20 protein-coding genes are annotated in these 18,681 nt (G+C 71.5%); 10 read left to right on the plus strand and 10 right to left on the minus strand.

Going from position 1 to position 18,681, the window contains the following annotated elements:
* The 3 genes from ITP53_RS42460 to ITP53_RS42470 all read right to left on the minus strand — a co-directional run.
* Window positions 1-1,203: sensor histidine kinase (locus ITP53_RS42460; protein ID WP_236051758.1), on the minus strand; the 1,203-nt coding region annotated here is incomplete at its 3' end.
* Window positions 1,204-1,248: 45 nt separating this feature from the next.
* Complete coding sequence (locus tag ITP53_RS42465; protein ID WP_195901137.1) at window positions 1,249-1,638, minus strand: PPOX class F420-dependent oxidoreductase; 390 nt, start codon at window positions 1,636-1,638, stop codon at window positions 1,249-1,251.
* Window positions 1,639-1,672: 34 nt separating this feature from the next.
* Complete coding sequence (locus ITP53_RS42470) at window positions 1,673-2,569, minus strand: phosphotriesterase family protein (protein WP_328817550.1); 897 nt, start codon at window positions 2,567-2,569, stop codon at window positions 1,673-1,675.
* 161 nt (window positions 2,570-2,730) lie between these two features.
* Between ITP53_RS42470 and ITP53_RS58455 the strand changes: the two genes are divergently transcribed.
* Window positions 2,731-3,186, plus strand: a complete 456-nt coding sequence (locus tag ITP53_RS58455; RefSeq protein WP_195901139.1) for a TIGR02611 family protein — start codon at window positions 2,731-2,733, stop codon at window positions 3,184-3,186.
* A 198-nt stretch (window positions 3,187-3,384) separates the two neighbouring features.
* Entirely contained in the window at window positions 3,385-4,206 is an 822-nt protein-coding gene (locus ITP53_RS42480; protein WP_195901140.1) for a TolB family protein, read from the plus strand.
* On the opposite strand, the gene ITP53_RS42485 is transcribed toward ITP53_RS42480, so the two are convergent.
* Entirely contained in the window at window positions 4,201-4,521 is a 321-nt protein-coding gene (locus ITP53_RS42485; RefSeq protein ID WP_195901141.1) for a GroES family chaperonin, read from the minus strand. The two genes, ITP53_RS42480 and ITP53_RS42485, sit on opposite strands and share 6 nt — an antisense overlap.
* Before the next feature lie 675 nt (window positions 4,522-5,196).
* On the opposite strand from ITP53_RS42485, the gene ITP53_RS42490 reads away from it, so the two are divergent.
* Window positions 5,197-6,450 (plus strand): ArgE/DapE family deacylase, encoded by a 1,254-nt coding sequence (locus ITP53_RS42490; RefSeq protein WP_195901142.1) that lies wholly within the window; start codon window positions 5,197-5,199, stop codon window positions 6,448-6,450.
* A 121-nt stretch (window positions 6,451-6,571) separates the two neighbouring features.
* On the opposite strand, the gene ITP53_RS42495 is transcribed toward ITP53_RS42490, so the two are convergent.
* From ITP53_RS42495 to ITP53_RS42505, 3 genes are read right to left on the minus strand one after another with little or no spacing between them, the layout of a single operon-like run.
* The gene (locus tag ITP53_RS42495; protein WP_195901143.1) at window positions 6,572-7,387 is read right to left on the minus strand and encodes an ABC transporter ATP-binding protein; all 816 of its coding nucleotides are present in this window, start codon (window positions 7,385-7,387) and stop codon (window positions 6,572-6,574) included.
* Window positions 7,387-8,394, minus strand: coding sequence for a FecCD family ABC transporter permease (locus tag ITP53_RS42500; protein ID WP_195901144.1), 1,008 nt, complete (start codon window positions 8,392-8,394; stop codon window positions 7,387-7,389). Before ITP53_RS42500 ends, ITP53_RS42495 begins: the two co-directional genes overlap by 1 nt.
* A complete protein-coding gene (locus ITP53_RS42505) occupies window positions 8,391-9,521 on the minus strand; it encodes a FecCD family ABC transporter permease (RefSeq protein WP_195901145.1) in 1,131 nt (376 codons plus the stop codon). Before ITP53_RS42505 ends, ITP53_RS42500 begins: the two co-directional genes overlap by 4 nt.
* Before the next feature lie 86 nt (window positions 9,522-9,607).
* Between ITP53_RS42505 and ITP53_RS42510 the strand changes: the two genes are divergently transcribed.
* Entirely contained in the window at window positions 9,608-10,615 is a 1,008-nt protein-coding gene (locus tag ITP53_RS42510; RefSeq protein ID WP_195901146.1) for an ABC transporter substrate-binding protein, read from the plus strand.
* Here the strand turns inward: ITP53_RS42510 and ITP53_RS42515 are convergent.
* Together ITP53_RS42515 and ITP53_RS42520 are read right to left on the minus strand one after the other, a co-directional pair.
* The gene (locus ITP53_RS42515; protein WP_195901147.1) at window positions 10,599-13,028 is read right to left on the minus strand and encodes a helicase-associated domain-containing protein; all 2,430 of its coding nucleotides are present in this window, start codon (window positions 13,026-13,028) and stop codon (window positions 10,599-10,601) included. The genes ITP53_RS42510 and ITP53_RS42515 overlap by 17 nt on opposite strands.
* Before the next feature lie 79 nt (window positions 13,029-13,107).
* On the minus strand, window positions 13,108-13,611 hold the full coding sequence (locus ITP53_RS42520) for an ATP-binding protein (RefSeq protein ID WP_195901148.1): 504 nt from the start codon (window positions 13,609-13,611) through the stop codon (window positions 13,108-13,110).
* A 320-nt stretch (window positions 13,612-13,931) separates the two neighbouring features.
* On the opposite strand from ITP53_RS42520, the gene ITP53_RS42525 reads away from it, so the two are divergent.
* The 5 genes from ITP53_RS42525 (at window position 13,932) to ITP53_RS42545 (ending at window position 16,669) form a co-directional block, all read left to right on the plus strand.
* Entirely contained in the window at window positions 13,932-14,753 is an 822-nt protein-coding gene (locus ITP53_RS42525) for a helix-turn-helix domain-containing protein (protein ID WP_207757216.1), read from the plus strand.
* Complete coding sequence (locus tag ITP53_RS42530) at window positions 14,754-14,990, plus strand: DUF397 domain-containing protein (RefSeq protein WP_043632079.1); 237 nt, start codon at window positions 14,754-14,756, stop codon at window positions 14,988-14,990.
* Between the two features lie 88 nt (window positions 14,991-15,078).
* Window positions 15,079-15,336 carry a 3'-5' exonuclease family protein gene (locus ITP53_RS42535; protein WP_195901150.1) on the plus strand — a complete coding sequence of 86 codons (258 nt, stop codon included), beginning with the start codon at window positions 15,079-15,081 and terminating at the stop codon, window positions 15,334-15,336.
* Between the two features lie 164 nt (window positions 15,337-15,500).
* Entirely contained in the window at window positions 15,501-16,382 is an 882-nt protein-coding gene (locus tag ITP53_RS42540; protein ID WP_195901151.1) for a maleylpyruvate isomerase family mycothiol-dependent enzyme, read from the plus strand.
* Window positions 16,382-16,669, plus strand: a complete 288-nt coding sequence (locus tag ITP53_RS42545; protein ID WP_195901152.1) for a sigma factor — start codon at window positions 16,382-16,384, stop codon at window positions 16,667-16,669. Before ITP53_RS42540 ends, ITP53_RS42545 begins: the two co-directional genes overlap by 1 nt.
* Before the next feature lie 117 nt (window positions 16,670-16,786).
* Here ITP53_RS42545 and ITP53_RS42550 read toward each other — a convergent pair whose 3' ends face one another.
* Entirely contained in the window at window positions 16,787-17,371 is a 585-nt protein-coding gene (locus ITP53_RS42550) for a histidine phosphatase family protein (RefSeq protein WP_195901153.1), read from the minus strand.
* A 140-nt stretch (window positions 17,372-17,511) separates the two neighbouring features.
* Here ITP53_RS42550 and ITP53_RS42555 point away from each other — a divergent pair, with 140 nt between their 5' ends.
* Window positions 17,512-18,372 carry a Gfo/Idh/MocA family protein gene (locus ITP53_RS42555; protein WP_195901154.1) on the plus strand — a complete coding sequence of 287 codons (861 nt, stop codon included), beginning with the start codon at window positions 17,512-17,514 and terminating at the stop codon, window positions 18,370-18,372.
* Window positions 18,373-18,681: the final 309 nt, after the last annotated feature.

An 18,681-nucleotide genomic window follows, 5' to 3' on the forward strand; every position in this document is an offset into this window, starting at 1 on the left:
CCCCCGCCCCTCAACCACACCCGCCCAGCCGCGTCCCTCGGCCTCACCCGTCTGGCCGTGGGGCTCGGCTTCGCTGGTCCGGCTGTGGCTCTCGGCTTCGCCTGTCCGGCTGTGGGGCTCGACTTGGCCTGTCCGGCCGTGGGCCTCGGCTTCGCGGGTCTGGCTGTGGGGCTCGGCTACGCGTGTCCGGTTGTGGCTTTCGGCCTCGTCCGTTCGGCTGTGGTTCTCCACCTTGCCCGTCCAGCCGTGGCCGCGGTCGGCGACCTCCACCACGAACTCCCGACGGTCCCCGCCCATGCGTACGAGCGCCCTGGTCGGGCCGGCGTGGCGCAGGACGTTGGTGAGCGACTCGCGCACCACGCGGTAGACGGTGCCCTGCAGGTGGGCGGGCACGGTGAAATCGGCGGGCTCGACGTCCACCGGGAGGCCCGCCGCCCGTACGCCGGCGATGAGGCCGGGCAGGTCGCCGTCCGGCGGGTCGATCCCTTCGAGCGCCGCCCGCAACTGGGCGAGCGCCGTCGTGCTGGTCTCGCTGATCGCCTGGAGCGAGGCCCGTGCCTGCGCAGGATCGTCGTCGAACGTGACGAGGGCGATCCTGGCCTGCATGGCGATGGCGGCCAGCCCGTGACCGGCCGCGTCGTGCACCACGCCGGCGATCCTGGCACGCTCCCGCGCCACGGCCTCGGCCGGGCTGTCGCGCCGCGCCAGTCGTACCGTCTCAATCTGGCCGGCCCGTGCGGCGGGCAGTCCCCACGCCGCCCGCCCAGTCGCCCCCCGGCGCACCGCCGCCGCGATCCCCACCTGGGACCGCCCGGGATCCACGGCGTCGCCCACTTGGGGCCGCGTGGAATCGACGGCGCCGCCCACTTGGGGCCGCGCGGGATCCACGGTGCCGTCAGCCTGGGATCGCCCGAGATCTAAGGCGACGCCGATCCGGAGACGCTCGCGGGTTTCCGGGGCGTCGCCGATCTGGGGATGTTCGGATTGCGAGGCCGCCGCGGGGATGCCGATCGGAGGTGGCTCGGCGGCGGCCGCGGCCGCGGCGCGGGCCTGGGCGAGGCCGCTGAACGACCAGGGGACGGCCAGCCAGCCCGCCCACGCCAGCATGATCACGACCGGGATGTCACCCAGGCGGCTCAGACGCGACAGCGCGGCGAGCGGCGCGCGCAGGCGACCGCCCCGATGCGTGTGCTCCGTCGCCATCCCCCACCCGCCCAAGGATCGTGTAGCCCCGATCCTAACGAGCTTTCACGCCTTGCGACTCGACCGAGGCCCGTCCAACCCCCACGAGACGATCTTGTGTGGCGTGATCCTGATGATCTCGCGCGAGAAGAACGGCACGGGCGGCTCGGCATCGGTCAGCGCCACCGCGGTGCCCCGGATCTCGATGCCCCGCGGCGTCCACGGATCGACCGAGGCCAGGTCGTCCACGACGAACCCCACGGTGCTGCCCTGCTGGATGTTCCCGAACTTCTTGGACTTGCCCAGCGCGTGCCCGCCGATCGTGATGGTGCCGCTCTCCGCGTCGACGAAGAAACCGACCGGGTTGTTCTGAACCTGCCCGTCGGGTGAGACGGTGGCCAGGCGGCCGAGGTGCTGGGTGGCCAGGTAGTCGAGTTCAGCCTGTGTGAAGATCATGGCGACCAGTCTGCAACCTTGACATAGGTGGAGGTCAAGTCATCCCGTCGGTCAGCCAGCGCAGCGGGTTGTCGTGGGTGACGACGCCGATCGTGTCCTCGCCGACCCCCGCCTCGCGCAGGCGCGGCAGCAGCGCGTGGAACAGGTGGGCGTACCCCTTGCCGCCGTACCTGCGGACCTGCATCATCCGGCTGACGCCCGTGCTGATCAGCAGGCGCTCCGCGTGGCCGTCCTCGATGAGGCCGAGCGCGATCCTCGCCGCCTGGTCCGCGCCGAGGCCGAGGACCCCCAGGCTCACGTACGCGCCCGCTTCGGCGATCTTGCGGGCCGCGGCCAGGTCGGTGCCCGCGTAGCCGGCGGCCACCCGGGAGCCCGGGAGGTTCTCGGCGAGCAGGATCTCCAGCAGAGCCAGGGCGTTCCTGCCGTGGGTGGCGACGGGCAGGCGCGAGTTCAGTGCGGCGCGGGCGGCGGCGACCAGGCAGCGCTCCTCGCGTGGCGTGGGCTCGGCGCCCCAGCAGCCGACCTCGCCGATCACCCCGGGGAACAGCCCTGTGCCGTCGATGCCACTGGAGATGTCGTGCATGAGCCGGCCGGTGAGCGTGTCGGCGTCCTCGTCGCGTACGTCCGTGAACGGCTCGGCGAACAGCCCGGTCGAGGCGATGACCGGCACCCGGCTGCCCGCCGCGATCCGGGCCAGGGCGGTGGCGTCGCGGCCCATGCCCATGCAGGTCAGGTCCACCACCAGGCCGAGCCCGTCGGTCTGGCGCAGTTCGCGGAGTTCGGCGGTGACGGACGGCTCCTCGTCGAGCCATCGGTGCGGGTCGGAGTCGATGCCCACGGCCCACCGCATGTCGGTACGCAGGTGTTCGTGGGGGAGTACGGCACCGGTGACGGCGGCCGCGCGTACAGGGCCGGTCACGGTGCGAAGCAAGACCTCGGGCATAACAGACATTAACCGATGTTTGCCGGAAGACGCCGGTTCCGTCTGCAAATTTTACCGTTTGGCCGGTTTGGTGATTTGCTAGTCGTCTGCAAGTCTGCCGGAGGCGTGGGCCGTATCCTGGGTGGCACACTGACTGCCGGGGGGGAATTGTGCAGATTAAGGACTCCGACACCGGCGACGCCGACGTGATCAAGGATGCGGCCGCCGACAGGTCCCGTATGCCCGAGCGGCGCGGGGGAATCCACGGATGGCTGGACGGCGTCAGGTCCACACGCGCGGGGCGGCTGACGCTCAAGATCGTGATCGGCGTGATCGGGACCGTCATGGTGGTGGGCGGTCTGGTCATGGTGCCGTTCCCCGGGCCGGGATGGCTGGTGGTGTTCGCCGGGCTGGCGGTGCTGGCCACGGAGTTCCATTGGGCGCACAAGGTGCTGGAATTCGGCAAGCAGACGTTGCACGCCTGGACGCAGTGGTACAAAAGACAGGGCTGGCCTCTCCGCATCGTCGTGCTCATCGTGACCCTGGCCGTGGCCGCGGTGATCGTCTACTTCGGGCTGCTCACGCTCGGCGTGGACGTGATCGCGATCACCCAGCGTTTCGTCTAGCGGCGCCGCACCCAGAGGTGGCGCGGCATCCAGACCGGGTCGTTATGACCGCCGGGGATTTCGGCATTGCCTGCCTATTCTGCGGGCGTGATCGCCGAAATTGCCATCGCCTTGTCCTTAACGCTTTCCACCCCGGTGACGGCCCTTTCCACCTCGGGCTCCGCCCGGGTGGATCTCGCACTCCCCGGCACTTCTGGCATGAAATATCGCGAAAAGGCGGGCGACCCGGTCCGCCTCAGCGCGTACGGCCTCGGCACCAGGCGCACCTACCTCAGATCCGTCACCGGCGACACCTTCGCCTGGGAGAAATCCCTGTCCGAAGTGTCCGTCTCGCCGGGCAACCGGCTGACGGCGGGGGTGCCCAGGGCGTACCGGAAGGGCTATGACGCCCTGCTCGTCACCGACCGCACCACCGGCAGGACGACCACGGTCCGCACGGTCGAGAAGCCGCTGACCGCCTCCTACGCCTCCTGGTCCCGCGACGGCAAGAAGGTCGCGCTCACCGTCGAGCGGAAGGTCGGCGGCACGTGGCGGGTGCTCGGCTTCACCGTCGTGGACGTGGCCGCGGGGACCGCCCGCACGGTCAGGCTCCCCGGCCTGAGCGCGAACGCGGGCTTCTGGTGGAGCCCCGACGGCAACCTCGTCACCCCACACGGCGCCGGCCTGCGTGTCCACCGGGCCTCCGACGGCGCGGTCGTGCGCACCCTGCCGGACGCCGGTCTGCCGACCGGGCCGGGGGACGCGTTCTCGCCGTCGGGCAGGCGCCTGGCCACCTGGTGCCCGTCGCGCTTCAAGGAACACCTGTGCCTGGTCGACCCGGTGGCCGGCCGGATCGTCCAGCGGGTGAACGTCAGGCCGGAGGCGTTGTTCGGCTGGTGGGACGAGAACCACGTCATCGCCGTCGTCGCACACCGGCTGGCGGTGCTCGACCTGAACGGGAGGACCGCCCGCGTGCTCGCCACCCTGCCGCGGCAGGCGCGGGCCGCGGGCCTGTGGGTCTCCTTCACCAGGAGCTCATAGGTAGAGGCCGGTGCCGTGGTCGGTCTCCTGGGTGGCCACCGCGTGCAGATCACGCTCGCGCATGACCAGGTAGACCTGCGCGTGCACCTCCACCTCGAACTGCTCCTCGGGGTTGAACAGCACCTTGTCGCCCACCTTGACCGAGCGCACGTATGTGCCGACGCCGCACACCTCGCCCCAGGCCAGCCGGTTGGCCAGCTTGACCGTCGCGGGGATGACGATGCCGGAGCCGCTGCGCCGCTCCTCCGCCTCCTGCTCCAGCCTGATCATGACCCGGTCGTGCAGCATCTGAATCTCGAACTTGGGCTCTACCACGGGCTCAAGTTTACGAGCCACCGGACGCGCGAAACCCCAGAAGGCCCTTGACCCGTCTGGTACGACCTTTCCGATCACGGCAGGATAAATCCATGATCATGGCCTTCGACGAGACCGGTTGGCAGTGGCTGAACCACCCCGCGAATGGGCTCCGCCTGGCCTACTTCCCACCCGCCGAGCCGGCGCCATGGCCGCCGCCCCGGCCGGCAAGGGCTTCGCCGTGCGCTTCGAGGACGTCCAGATCACGGAAGCCTGAGCTCGGCGAACACCGGCCGGTGGTCGGTCCCCTTCAGCGCCCGTACGTCGAACCCGCGCACCGCCATCCGTGAGTCGGCCAGCACGTGGTCGATCGCCACGCCGGGCAGCCTCACGAGTGGTTCTACGGTCCTCAATGTGCTGGAGCTTGCTCCTGCACATTGAGCGGAGGAGCTCGCTCCTCCGCAACGGCGAAGCCCCCATGATGCCTTTGACGTTGGGGCGAAGCCCCGGTGCTTTTGGGGTGAGGCGAGGGTTCTACGGTCCTCAATGTGTTGGAGCTTGCTCCTGCACATTGAGCGGAGGAGCTCGCTCCTCCGCAACGGCGAAGCCCCCATGATGCCTTTGACGTTGGGGCGAAGCCCCGGTGCTTTTGATGGGGGGACACGGGGGCGAAGCCCCCGTGAGAAGGTGTGAATCATGCGCGACGTGGAAGCCTCGGTTCTGAACGCCATCGACCCGGCGGAGACCGTGAGCCTGCTGGCCGAGACCGTCAGAGTGCCCAGTGTCACGGGCTCCGATGCCGAGGCCGACCTGCAGCACCGCTTCGCGCGCCTGCTCACCGAGGCCGGCATGGACGTGGACGTCTGGAAGCTCGACCTCCCCGCCCTGACCGCCCGCACGGGCTTCCCCGGCACCGAGGCCCCCAGGACCGAGGGTTACGGCGTGGCGGCCGTGACCGGCGGCGACGGCACCCCGGCCCTCGCGCTCCAGGGCCACGTGGACGTCGTGCCGACCGGTGACCTGGCCAAGTGGCACGGCAGCGACCCGTTCGCGGCCCGGATCACCGGCGATGTGCTGCACGGCAGGGGCGCCTGCGACATGAAGGCCGGCCTCGTGGCCAACCTGGCCGTGGTCAGGGCGCTCAGGCGGGCGGGGGTGCGGCTCGCCAGGCCTCTCGCGGTGCACTGCGTGATCAGCGAGGAGGACGGCGGGCTCGGTGCGTTCGCCACGCTGGCCAGGGGCCACACGGCGGAGGCGGCGGTCATCACCGAGCCCACGAGCGGCGCGGTCATCACGGCCAACGCGGGCGCGCTTACGTTCCGGTTGGAGGTCGCCGGCCGGGCCGCCCACGGCGCCACGCGGTACGAAGGGGTCAACGCGTTCGAGGTGTTCTGGCCGGTGTTCGAGGCGATCAGGCGGCTGGAGGCCGAGCGCAACAGAGACGTGCCGGGGGTCTTCGGGGAGAACGCGATGCCGTACCCGATCGAGGTCGGCACCGTGCGCGCGGGCGACTGGGCCAGCACGGTCCCCGACCTGCTGGTCGCCGAGGGGCGGCTCGGCGTGCGACTGGACGAGGACCCGTACGACGCCAGGGCCGCGTTCGAGTCGGCGGTCGCGGAGGTGGCGCACCCGTGGTTGCGCGCGAACCCGCCCGTGGTGACGTGGCCGGGCGGCCAGTTCGCCAGCGGCCGGCTGCCCGCCGGGCACGCGCTCCTCGACGAGGTCAGCCGGGCGGTCGCCGACACCACGGGTCGCCGGCCCGCGGAGTCGGCCGCGCCGTACGGGAGCGACCTGCGGCTGTACGCGGCCGGCGGCATCCCGACGCTGCACTACGGCCCAGGGGACGTGCGTCACGCCCACGCCCCCAGGGAGCAGGTCGACCTGGGAGAGCTGATCGAGGTCACCCGCGCGCTGGCCCTGCTCGCCGTACGCCGCTGCGGCACCCGCTGAACGGTCGATCCGAAGGCGGGACACCGCGCCGCGCCGGACCTCGGGCGCGACCGATCAGGCGAAGCCGGGGACGCTCGGGCGCGATCCGTCAGGCGGTGACGGGACGCTTGGGTGTGGGCGGTCAGGCGGAGGCGGGGACGCGGCGGCGGGCTTCGGGCACGATGAGCGGCGTGCCGGTCTGCGGATCCTGGATGATCTCGCAGCGCAGGTCGAACACCTGGCGCACCAGCTCACAGCTGACGATTTCGGCCGGATCGCCCTGCGCCACGATCTCCCCGGCCCGCATCACGATCAGGTGGGTCGCGTACCGGCAGGCCTGGTTCAGGTCGTGCAGCACGGCCACCATCGTCCGCCCCGCCTCGTGCAGGTCCGCGCAGAGATCCAGCACCTCGATCTGATGGGAGATGTCCAGGAACGTGGTCGGCTCGTCCAGCAGCAGGATCGGCGTCTGCTGCGCCAGAGCCATGGCCAGCCACACCCGCTGCCGCTGCCCGCCGGACAGCTCGTCCACGATCCGGTCAGCCAGCTCGGCCACGTCGGTGGCGAGCATGGCCTCGGCCACCGCCGTCTCGTCGGCCCGCGACCATTGCCGCATGAGCCGCTGGTGCGGGTAGCGGCCCCTGGCCACCAGGTCGGCCACGGTGATGCCGTCGGGCACGATCGAGCTCTGCGGCAGCAGGCCGAGCCGCCGCGCCACCTCCTTCGACGGCAGCGACGTGATCACGCTCCCGTCCAGGTGGACGGCGCCCGTCCTGGGCTTCAGCATCCTGGCCAGCGCCCGCAGTAGCGTGGACTTGCCGCACGCGTTCGGGCCGATGATCACCGTGAAGGACTCGTCGGGGATCGCCACATCCAGATTCGCGGCCACGACCCGCTGGTCGTAGGCGAGGGTCAGGTTTTCACCGGACAAACGGCCGGACGAACGTGAGGTGTCCATCAGTGGCGGTCCTTTCGCAGGAGCAGGGCGAGGTACGTGCCGCCGATGGCGGCGGTCAGCACGCCCACGGGCAGCTGGGTGGGCGCGAGGAGCCGCTGCGCGGCCAGGTCGGCGGCGGTCAGCAGCACGGCGCCCATCAGCGCGGACGCGCCCATCGTCACCCCGGGCGAACGGGTGAGCCGCCGCGCGAGCTGCGGCGCGGCGAGCGCGACGAAGATGACGGGACCCGCGGCGGCCGTGGCCACTCCGGACAGCAGCACGCCGGCGGTGATGGCCACCGCTCGTACCGCCTCGACCCTGATCCCCATGGCCTTGGCCGCGTCGTCGCCCATCTCGATCATCCGCAGCGGCCGGGACACCAGCGCGCACACCGGCACGAGCACGGCCAGCGCCAGCGCGACCGGCTGGGCGTGCTCCCAGCCCCGCCCGCTGAGGCTGCCGGTGAGCCAGGCGCCCGCGTTGGCCGCGTCGTTGATGTTCGCCCTGGTCAGCAGGTACGAGTTCACCGCGAGCAGCAGCGCGTTGGCCCCGATGCCCACCAGCACCAGCCGGTATCCCTGCACCCCGCCGCGAAAGGCCAGGGCGTAGACCAGCAACGCCGTGACCACGCACCCGGCCAGCGCGCCGCCCGCGATCGTCATCGCGGAGCCGCCCGCGATGACCATGATGATGCCGCCCGTCGAGGCGCCGGCGGTGAAGCCGATGAAGTCGGGGCTGCCCAGGGGATTCCTGGTGAGGCTCTGGAAGATCGCGCCGCTCAGTCCGAACGCCGCCCCGACCAGCAGCCCGGTCACCACCCGGGGCGCCCGGAGCTTGCTCACGATCAGCTCGGCGACCGGCGTGCCCTGCCCGAAGAGCGCGGCGACGACGTCGGGCACGGGCACGGTGAACTCGCCCGTCGAGATGGCCGCCACGGTCACCGCGCAGCCGACCAGGACGAGCACCGTGCCGACGAGCAGGGCCCGGGGCGCGAGCCGTACGGACCAGGGGCCGACTCTGACGGTCACAGCGCCGCCACCCGCCTCCGCCTGGCCAGCATGATGAAGATCGGCGCGCCGATCACCGCCCACACGATCCCCACCTGCACCTCTCCCGGCCGGGCGATGAGCCGGCCCGCCACGTCGGCTCCCAGCAGCAGCACCGGCGCGGCCAGCGCCGAGTACGGCAGCACCCACCGCTGGTCCGGCCCCACCACGGCGCGCACGGCGTGCGGCACGATCAGCCCGACGAACCACAGCGGCCCGGCGGCGGCGGTGGCCGCGCCGCACAGCAGCGTCACGGCCACCCCGGTGAGGATCCTGGTACGGTTCACGGCCACGCCCAGCGCCTTGCCCGCGTCGTCGCCGAGCGCCAGCATGTTCAGCGGCCGGGCCAGCAGCAGCCCGAGCACCAGCCCCGCGACCATGAACGGTGCCAGCCGCACCAGCGTGTCCGCGGTCTGCCCGGCCAGCGAGCCGGTCAGCCAGAACCGCATCCGGTCGAAGGTCTGCGTGTCCATGCGCAGGATGGCCGAGGCCAGCGCCGTGCACACCATGCCGAGGGCGACTCCCGCGAGCGTGAGGCGTACCGGGCTGGAGCCCGAGCGGCCCGCGGCGGCCAGCGCGTAGACGACGACGGCGGCCAGCGCGGCCCCGCCGAACGCGAACCACACGTAGACCGCCGGGTCGGACAGCCCGAACAGGCCGAGCGCCAGCGTGACGCCCAGCGCGGCGCCCTCGTTGACGCCCAGCAGCCCGGGGTCGGCCAGCGGATTGCGGGTCAGGCTCTGCATGAGCGCCCCCGCCAGCCCGAGCGTGGCGCCCACCCCGAGACCCAGCAGCGTGCGCGGGATCCGCAGCTCCCTGATCACCGTGTGGTCGTTGGAGCCGTCCGGCGCGAGGAACGCGTCGATCACCGTGGAGAACGGCACGGACCGCGCCCCCAGCGCGATGCTCGCCAGCACCATCAGCGCCAGCACCCCCACCGCGACGACCAGTCCGATGATCAGTACCGGGGGCCGTGCCCAGGGCTTGCGCCCGCCGCCGTCGCCGGCGGCGCGTGCCGGCGGCTCGGTGGCCGAGCTCACCGGCCTGCCCCCTCCGGCGCTGCCCTCTCCGGCCCCGGTCACCGCGGCCGCTTCCTCAGCCGGGCGCACCCGACCCCCTCTCCTAGCGGATCAAACTTAGGCAAGGCTAATCTAATGACCCAGCAAAAAGGCAAGCCTAACCTTAGGAGATGGACATGGCGGGACCGGTATTCGCGCGCAGGGGCTTCCTGTCGGCCGCGACGGGCCTCGCGGCGGCCCTGGCGTTGACGGCCTGCGGCGGCGGCACTGAGCCGGCCACCTCCGCAGCTCCGACGGGGTCCGCGGCGCCCGGGGGCTGGACGTTCACCGACGACCGTGACAAGAAGCTGGCGCTGCCCGAGCGGCCCGCCAGGATCGTGGCCCAGGTGGGCGCGGCCGCCGCCCTGTGGGACTTCGGCGTGCGCCCCGTCGGCGTGTTCGGCCCGCACAAGCTCGCGGACGGCGCCAAGGACCCGCAGGTCGGCAACGTCGACATCACCAAGGTCGAGGGCCTCGGCAACGTGTGGGACGAGTTCAACGTCGAGCAGTACATCGCGCTCCAGCCCGACCTCCTGGTCAGCAGCATGTACGTCAAAGGCACCCTCTGGTACGTGCCCGAGAAGTCCAAGGACACCATCGAGCAGGTCGCCCCGACGGCCGGCATCATGCTCACCGGCCGCAGCGCCACCCAGGTGATCGGCAAGTACGAGGAACTGGCCAAGTCCCTCGGCGCGGGCATGGAGGGGGTGCCCGAGGCCAAGGCCCGCATGGAGGCCGCCACCAAGGAGCTCGCCCAGTTCAAGGACCTCAAGATCCTCCTGATGTCCGGCGGCCCCGACGCGATGTGGGTGGTCAACCCGCCCGAATATCCGGACATCGTCCACCTCACCGCGGCCGGCCTCGACGTCGTCACGCCGTCCAAGGTCGACGAGGGCGGCTTCTTCCAGACCCTGAGCTGGGAGAACGCGGACGAGTACGACGCCGACGTGATCCTCTACGACACCCGCACCCAGTCGCTCAAGCCCGAGGAGATGCTGAAGAAGCCCACCTTCGCCAAGCTCCCCGCGGTCGCGGCCGGGCAGCTCTACCCGTGGCGCGCGGAGGTGCCGTTCAGCTACCAGGGGTACGCGGCCTTCCTCGAGGAACTGGTCGCCAACCTGAAGCAGGCTAGTAAGCTCCCCTGACCTCGATGATCTCGGCAAGCGGGAACTCCAGGTAGTCGCCGGCCTCCTCGCACCAGGCGTCCAGCGCGGGGCCCTTGAGCTCGCCGTGGCTGATCGTGGCCGTCAGCCCGCCGGTCAGCGTGATGCCGGCGCGCACACCCCGGTCGACCACGAACCCCAGCAGCGACTGCTGTGCCGTGGGCAACCTGGTCGCCATCCTGCCGATGATCGCCCAGGTGCGGCCGCTCGTGTCGTCGTCGGCCCGGCTGGCGGCGATCAGGCGGCGGGCGTGCTCCCGGGGATCGGGTGTCGGCTCGGCCAGCATGTAGGGGGGCGCCTCGATCTCGGCGACGTCGGGGAGGTCGGCCAGCTCGGCCACCTGGCCCCCCGGCAGCAGGATCAGCTTGCCGTTGGACGGCTCCTCGAGCTCCGTCGTCCTGGCCCGGTGGATGGTGATCTCGCCGGTGTCGGTGACGGGCACGGGGGAGTAGCCGGCCTCGCGCAGCACGGTCAGCGTGCGCTCGGCTCCCGCCGCGCTCACCAGCACGGTCGGCGCGAGCAGCCGCAGGCCCAGCCGGCCAAGCCGGCGGTGCGCGGCGATCTCGGCCAGCAGCGCCGGGTCGCCCGCCTGGATGACGCAGCCCACCGTGGTGACCGTCACCTCGCCGTGCCTGCGGGCGGTGTCGCGTACGAGGTATTCGAGCGGCTGCGGGATGGTGCCGACCGCCGCCAGCTCGTCGAGCAGGTCGTCGGCTTCGTCACCGCGGTCGAGCGCGCCGCGCACGCTCTCGCCGGTGAACCGCCACACCGAGGCCGCGCCCCGCGACTCGCGCTCGGCGACCCGGTCGAGCAGCGCGGCCAGCTCGGCGGACGGCGGCCCGGTCACGACCGCGGTCAGGTCGGGGCCGAACAACGCGCTCCTGCGTACGCTCGCCAGCGCCCGCGTGGACGCCTCGCTCAGCACCGGATCGTGCTCCACCATGGGGACTGCGTCGTCGCTCTCGTCGCCGGGCCTGGCGGTGAGCCCGGCGAGGGCCCGGCCGAGGTCGGTGAGCGCGCCGTTGGCCAGCAGGCCGAGGAGCGTGGCCTCGCCGAGCACGGCGGGCGCGCAGTCGAGCAGCAGCCCCAGGTCGATCAGCGGCGCGTGCCAATGGACGTTGCGGATCAGGCTGTCGCGGTCGGCGAAGCCCGTGCCCGAGGGCAGGTGGGCGAGGACCGACAGCACGGCACGGCGTACCCGGGCCACCTCGCTGCCGGTGGTCTCGTCGCCGAGTACGGTGCCGTACTTGCCGTCGATCTTGCGCAGCGAGGAGCGCTCCATGCGCCACCACGCCGACAGCAGCACCCGCAGCCTGGCCGAGCCCTCGTCGAGCCGCCACCGGTCGAAGCGCTCGGTGGGGATCAGGCCGCCCGAGGGATCGTCCCAGGCCAGCAGCCTGGCGACGGTGCAGATCTCCAGCAGCAGCCGGGTCTCGTCCTCGTCGCAGCCGGTCTCCTTGGCCAGTCTGCGCACCTCGCGTACGCCGACCCCGCCGGTCTTGAGCAGCGGAAGCGGCGTCTTGGACGCGTTGTCGAGCAGGGCCGCGCACCGCTCGACCACGTGCGGCGCGGCCAGCGTCATCAGGTGGTCGACCTCCTCGGGATCGACCGGGATCGTGGCCACCTCGGGCGCCACGGGCAGGTAGGGCGGATGGTAGCCGGGGCCGCGCAGGGCGATCGCCACCTCGCGGGGGAGCTCCGCCACGTGCCAGCTCGGCCGGAAGAGCAGGCCGTGGTCGGCGCACCACTTCTCCGGGGTGCCCGGCGTGACGAACCTGCCGCCGTCGACGCTCCGCACCGGGCCGTCCCAGGCGAACCCGTCGAGTAGCGGGACGGTGCCGTCCGGGGCGTTGCGCATGAGCGCCTTGACGTGCCCGCCGTCGCTGAGCACCTCGATGGCGCGGGTGATCATGCGGCGTTTGTTGCCCTGCGCCGCCAGGCCGAGGTTGCGGGCGAGCGCGCGCAGCGCGTCGTTGCTGATCGTCCAGGAGTTGAGGTAGTGGTCGAGCGGCTGGCCGAGGCTGAGTGGCGCGGCCCACCACCGGGAGACGCCTTCGGCGAAATGGATCACGCCGTCGTCGTCAGGCCAGGCCAGCGCGTGGTCGTGGAGGTGCTCGAGCCAGGGGGTCACGTCGTCGGGCCCCATATCGAGGAAGCCCGCCAGCCGGGCGGGCGTCGGCGCGGTCATGGCCAGGGCCGCCTCGGCCAGCTGAAGGCAGGGCAGCGGCAGCTCCCGCAGCGTCTCCATCACGGCGAATCCGTTGCCCAGGCGCTGGGCCAGCGTGTCGAGCCGGCGCGGCCAGGGCGGCGCGATGGCGTCGGGCCTGTTCGCCAGGATGCGGGCAAGCCGGTCTTCGTCTAGTGTTCGCAGCCAGCCGAGCAGGTGATCTTCCATCTGTCAGCACTCTCATGGGGTCGCGCGCTGGGACTCACCGTGAGCCATGACCATCCACGGTAATGCAGATCACTCGCGGTCAGGAGAGGACTGCCCAGACGATCTTTCCGTGCGGAGCGAGTGCGGACCAGCCCCAGCGGAGGCTGATCGATTCGACGATGTGGAGTCCGAGGCCGCCGGTGTCAAGGGGGCCAGGGTATCGCAGCACCGGCACCGAGGTGCCCGGATCGGTGAAGGCGCCGGTGACGAGGGGGCCGCGGCGCACCAGGGACATGTGGACCGGGCGTTCGCAGCGCGGCTCGTCCAGGCGAAGGCCGTGACGCAGCGCGTTGGTCGCCAGCTCGGAGACCACCAGTTCCATGTTCTCGATGAGCTCACCGAGCCCCCATGCCGTCAGCGCGCCGGCGGTGAAACTACGCGCGGAGTGGACCGAGGCCGGGGTGGAGGGGAGCACGAACGTGGCGCTCGCGGACGGGCCGGGGACCAGCAGATCGCGAGCCGCCTCCGGCCACCAGCCCACCGGAGGCCACCAGTCGAACGTGGTCCACTGGCCGGGCGCCGTGGTGAATAGCACGTTGATCATTCTGCGCCAAACTCTCGTGCAGGTGCAAGAGCGAATGCACGTGCAGACATCGCATGCAAGCGCTACGGTTGCCTCAAATGGTCAATATGGGGGAAAGGGGATCTTGTCCGCGGCCCATGATCTTTCGGCCGTGAAGTGACAGACTGCATGTGCATACCCCGCTACATGCGGTGCGCCGCCGAACCGCGGCATACCGCAGGTGCATACTCCGCTACTTGCGGTGGGTCGCCGGACGCGCCCCACCGTGTCGCAAGGAAACGACCAAGGAGCAGCACGTGTCCATTGATCCGCCCGGTTCCGGTTCAACCGTTCGGCGCATCATGCTGGGGGCGAGCCTCAGGCGCCTGCGTGAGGCCAGCGGGCTCGACCGTGGACAGGCCGGATTCCACATCCGGGCGTCCGAGTCCAAGATCAGCCGTATGGAGCTCGGCCGCGTCGGCTTCAAGACACGTGACGTGGAAGACCTGCTCACCCTGTACGGCGTCGTCGACAACGCCCAGCGCCGTGCACTGCTGGAGATGGTCCGCGAGGCCAACACCCCCGGGTGGTGGCACAAGTACTCCGCCGAGTTGCCCTCGTGGTTCACCACGTACGTGGGTCTGGAGGAGGCGGCCAGCCTGATCCGCACCTACGAGGTCCAGTTCGTACCCGGCCTGCTGCAGACGGCCGCGTACGCGCGATCGGTCTTCGAGCTGGGCAACCCCGATGAGGGCCCCGAGAAGATAGAGCGCCGCGTGCATATGCGCATGCAACGCCAGGAGCGCTTCACTCAGAAAGACGGACCCCGCCTGTGGGCCGTCATCGACGAGGCGGCGCTCATGCGGACCATCGGCGGGCGGGAGGTCATGTCCGAGCAGCTCCAGCATCTGCTGGAAGTCGCTGCCCTACCCAACATCACCATTCAGGTGATGCCCTTCAGGTTCGGCAAGCACGCCGCTGAAGGGGGCGCTTTCAGCATCTTGCGGTTTCCCGAGTCCGACTTGTCGGACGTTGTCTACGTCGAGCAGCTCTGGGGTGCCCTGTACCTGGACAAGCGTGAGGACATCGACCCGTACCTCACGGCAATGGAGCAACTGTGCGTGGAGAGCACCACGCCAGGGGGCACCGTCGAGCTCATCGGCGGTCTTCTCAGAAAGATGTAGATGAACCAGACCTACAACGGCATGCCCGCGGCGGACCTGACGCAGGTCGCGTGGCGCAAGAGCCGCTACAGCAACTCGCAGGGCAACTGCGTGGAGCTCGCGGAGCTTCCTGACGGAGGGATCGCGGTGCGAAACTCGCGCTTCCCCGACGGCCCTGCCCTCATCTATACCCGCGACGAGATCCGGGCGCTGGTGCTCGGAGTGAAGGACGGAGAGTTCGACGGCCTGCTCGTTTAACATCCTTGTTACCTCCGGCGCGCCCGCTTAACGGTGGCGCGCCGGGGGCGTAACCGCCCGGCCTCCTCCCGCGGACAGGATTCAGGTCATGCTCGACCAGATGACCCTGTATCCGATCGCCGACGACGTGCTGTTCGCACCGGGCGGCAAGGTCGTGATCCGCACTTATGGCGTGGCACCCGCCACCACGGGCGCCTCCGTCTCCTACCGGACGTGGGTGACCGGCATCCGGGACCAGCCACGCTACTGGCACTGGGGCCACTTCGAGGACGCCACCTCCGGGCACCGCAGGGTCCTGGAGTGGCTGACCGGCCGGGGCCCGCAACCAGCCCAGGCGCTCGTCTGATCGTCGTCCCGTCCGGCAGGGGAGGGCGCGTGTCACCGTACTGCCGGAAAATCCGTTCGCGACCACCTCGGCGGCCGCCGGCATGAGACGCTTCTGACACCGTTCCCCGGCTGCCGTCTGGCGCTGGGGGGCTCGCCGCGTTAGCGTCGGTGGCGGAGGTAGCCATGACGGAGACGTACCTCTACAACGGGCAGAGCCCGGACGACCACGTCGCCTCGTGCCCCGACTGCGGCGCGGCGATCGCGCTGCTCGACCAGCCCGGCACCGCGGTGCCGCCGCCGCCCACACTGCGTGAGGCCGTGCTGTCCAAGGCGCGCCGCCGCCGCAGCCCGGCCGTGATCGGGGTGGCTTCCGTGGCGGTTCCGTACGCCGAGCAGGTCGCCATCATGGACGACCTGCTGGCGGAGCTGAGCGAGCCGCAGTGGGATGCCCCGATCGCCAGGCACGGCACGGTCAGGGACCTGGTGGCGCACCTGGCGGCCAACGACGCCACCGTGGCGGGCTTCATGGGGGTGCCGGGCGCGGGGGAGCGGCCCGTGCACCGGCGCTGGCGCGAGCAGGCCGGCTCGCTACTGGAGCGGATCTCGGCGAGCAGCGAGGTGCTGCTCGGCGTCGAGGTCGCGCTTGCGGGGGCGCGGCCCGCCCGCGCGCCGCTGCGCCAGGCGATGATCCAGCGCACGTTCGAGACCTGGACCCACGCCGACGACATCAGGACCGCCACCGACCGGGCCAGGGCCGCGCCGCGGGACGGGCACGTACACATGATCGTCGAGTTCGGCCTGGCGCTGCTGCCGCGCGCGATGAAGGGGCCGCGCCGCGACGTGTCCGCCACCGTGGTGCTGACCGGCCCAGGCGGCGGCACCTGGACGATCCCGCTCTCGCCGGCCTCCGACCACGTGGCGGTGCTCCTGTCGGCCGACGCGGTCGACTTCTGCCGGCTGCTGGCCAACCGATGGCCGCCCGGCTCCTTCCCGTACGCCGCCGAGGGCGATCCCGTCCTCGCCCGCGACCTGGTCGGCGCCGCCGCCACGCTGGGGTGCGACTGATGAGCGACATGGAGCTGTGCGCCCGGCTGACGGCCGGCGACCTCGACGCCCTGGCCGACGCCTACGACCGGCACGGCTCGTACGTGTACGGCGTCGCGGTCAAGGTCACCGGCAGCCAGGCGCACGCCGAGGAGGTCACCCAGAGCGTTTTCGTCGCGCTCTGGGAGCAGCCGCTCGCCTACGACCCCGGCCTCGGCTCGCTGCGCGGCTGGCTGGTCAGCCGCGCACTCCACGAATCCGCCCTGCGCTCCAAGGTGACGGCTGAGGCCCCCAGGCCCCCTGGTTGAGCGTCCCCGGCTCCGGTTGAGCGTCCCCGGCCGGTTGAGGGTCCTTGGCCTGGGTTGAGCGTCCCCGATCGGTTGAGGGTCCCTGGCCTGGGCTGAGTGTTTCCTCCTCGTCGCCGGTCAGTGGATGGGTGCGTTCCAGGTCGTCAGCACGGGTTCGGCGCGCTCGAAGCCGAGCCAGGAGTAGGTGCCCGTGTCGAGCTTCAGCAGCCGTCCCCCCTCGGGTTCGAGGCCCAGCCAGCGGGCGGCCAGGACGCGCAGGAAATGGCCGTGCGCCACCAGCGCCACCCGCCCTCCTGCCGCCCTGGCCCGCTGGATCACCCGGTCGGCCCGCGCGCCCACCTCGGCGGCGCTCTCACCGGGATGCTCGGCGTCGCCGGGGATCACACCGTCCCGCCACAGATACCACCCCGGCCGCGTCTCCCGGATCTCCGGCGTGGTGATGCCCTCGTAACCGCCGTAGTCCCACTCCCACAGATCGCCGTCCACGTCGTAGCCGTTGAGCCCGGCCAGCTCCGCCGTACGCCGCGCGCGCCGGGCGGGGGAGACCAGCACCAAATCGAACGCCCGCTCCTTGACCAGCGGTGCGAGCGCCCTGGCCTGGTCCTCGCCGTGCTCCGTCAAAGGCAGGTCGGTGCGGCCGGTGTGCTTGCCCGCCCTGCTCCACTCGGTCTCACCATGTCGAAGCAGCAGCATCTCATCCATGCACCCCATCATCCGGCACCACCGGCGCACGCGAACGCGTGGGGATCGCCCGGCTTGGCCACTTTGCTCACCGCGAAGCCGCTTTCGCGGAGTTCGGTCCAATATGGTGAGGACTTTCGCAGTGGATCTCGGGAGGGTCGATGGAGCCGGTGGCGGTCGGGCTGGTCGGGGCGGGGCCGTGGGCGGAGATGGCGCACGCGCCGATGCTGGCCAGGGGGCCGCACACGCGGCTGGCCGGGGTCTGGGCGCGCAGGCCCGAGCAGGCCGCGCGGCTCGGGGCGCCGGTGTTCGAGCGGATCGAGGAGCTGTTCGACGCCTGCGAGGCGGTCGCGTTCTGCGTGCCGCCCGCCGTACAGGCCGAGCTGGGGGTGCGCGCCGCCCGCGCGGGCAAGGCGCTCCTGCTGGAGAAGCCGCTCGCGCAGACCCTGGACGGCGCGCGGCGGCTGGCCGGCGCGGTGGCCGAGGCGGGCGTGGCCTCCCAGCTGGTCCTCACGCTGCGTTACACCCGCCAGGCCCGCGCGTTCCTGGCCCGGTGCGGGGAGATCCAGCCGTTCGGTGGCCACGCCGCCAACATCTCCGGCGTGCTCCTCGGCGATCACCCCTTCGCCACCCCGTGGCGGCTCGAGCACGGCGCGCTCCTCGACGTCGGCCCGCACATGATCGATCTGCTGGACGCCGCCCTGGGCCCGGTGACCGCCGTACGGGCGCACGGCGACCCGCTCGGCTGGCTCGGCCTGCTGCTGGAGCACGAGGGCGGCGCCGTCAGCGAGGCGTCTCTGTGCATGGCCGCCGGGGGAGACGCGCCGCCGTCGGCGCTCGCCGTGTACGGCCGCACCGGCAACGCAGTGCTCCTGCCCGCCGCGGACGACGACCCCATGGTGACCGTCGCCGCGGAGTTCGCCCAGACGGTAAGGAACGGCGGCGGCCACCCCCTCGACGCCGCCCACGGGCTCAGACTGCAGCAGATCATCGCCGAGGCGGAGAGCCAACTGGCCCCTTGACGCCGGGGACCTCCGGGGGATTGATAGCGTTTGTCCGACGCGCAGTGTTGCAGCGAAGTCCGGTGCGAGTCCGGCGCTGTCCCGCAACTGTCATAGCCAGGTCGCCTGCCTCTGCGCCGACGTCATCAACCCTCGTGGAAAAGGGTGATCCGTCGCTCTTCGCGGGTCTCTCGGTTCCGACAGTGTGAAAGGACTACTCGTGAGGCCCGTACGCACGGCCTTCGCGGGCGCGCTGCTGGGAACACTCCTGCTGGCCGCTTGTGGCCAGACCGGCACCACCACGGCAGCCACCCCCACAGCCTCTTCCCC

Origin of the sequence: Nonomuraea cypriaca, from assembly GCF_015645445.1 — a bacterium.
Lineage (GTDB): Bacteria > Actinomycetota > Actinomycetes > Streptosporangiales > Streptosporangiaceae > Nonomuraea > Nonomuraea cypriaca.

What these genes read in the sequence shown, in the direction of transcription:
- ITP53_RS42465 (WP_195901137.1), bottom strand. Translation starts at nt 1,638, where the DNA reads ATGATCTTCACACAGGCTGAACTCGACTACCTGGCCACCCAGCACCTC.
- ITP53_RS42480 (WP_195901140.1), top strand. Translation starts at nt 3,385, where the DNA reads ATGAAATATCGCGAAAAGGCGGGCGACCCGGTCCGCCTCAGCGCGTAC.
- ITP53_RS42490 (WP_195901142.1), top strand. Translation starts at nt 5,197, where the DNA reads ATGCGCGACGTGGAAGCCTCGGTTCTGAACGCCATCGACCCGGCGGAG.
- ITP53_RS42495 (WP_195901143.1), bottom strand. Translation starts at nt 7,387, where the DNA reads ATGGACACCTCACGTTCGTCCGGCCGTTTGTCCGGTGAAAACCTGACC.
- ITP53_RS42510 (WP_195901146.1), top strand. Translation starts at nt 9,608, where the DNA reads ATGGCGGGACCGGTATTCGCGCGCAGGGGCTTCCTGTCGGCCGCGACG.
- ITP53_RS42515 (WP_195901147.1), bottom strand. Translation starts at nt 13,028, where the DNA reads ATGGAAGATCACCTGCTCGGCTGGCTGCGAACACTAGACGAAGACCGG.
- ITP53_RS42520 (WP_195901148.1), bottom strand. Translation starts at nt 13,611, where the DNA reads ATGATCAACGTGCTATTCACCACGGCGCCCGGCCAGTGGACCACGTTC.
- ITP53_RS42525 (WP_207757216.1), top strand. Translation starts at nt 13,932, where the DNA reads ATGCTGGGGGCGAGCCTCAGGCGCCTGCGTGAGGCCAGCGGGCTCGAC.
- ITP53_RS42530 (WP_043632079.1), top strand. Translation starts at nt 14,754, where the DNA reads ATGAACCAGACCTACAACGGCATGCCCGCGGCGGACCTGACGCAGGTC.
- ITP53_RS42535 (WP_195901150.1), top strand. Translation starts at nt 15,079, where the DNA reads ATGCTCGACCAGATGACCCTGTATCCGATCGCCGACGACGTGCTGTTC.
- ITP53_RS42540 (WP_195901151.1), top strand. Translation starts at nt 15,501, where the DNA reads ATGACGGAGACGTACCTCTACAACGGGCAGAGCCCGGACGACCACGTC.
- ITP53_RS42545 (WP_195901152.1), top strand. Translation starts at nt 16,382, where the DNA reads ATGAGCGACATGGAGCTGTGCGCCCGGCTGACGGCCGGCGACCTCGAC.
- ITP53_RS42550 (WP_195901153.1), bottom strand. Translation starts at nt 17,371, where the DNA reads ATGGATGAGATGCTGCTGCTTCGACATGGTGAGACCGAGTGGAGCAGG.
- ITP53_RS42555 (WP_195901154.1), top strand. Translation starts at nt 17,512, where the DNA reads ATGGAGCCGGTGGCGGTCGGGCTGGTCGGGGCGGGGCCGTGGGCGGAG.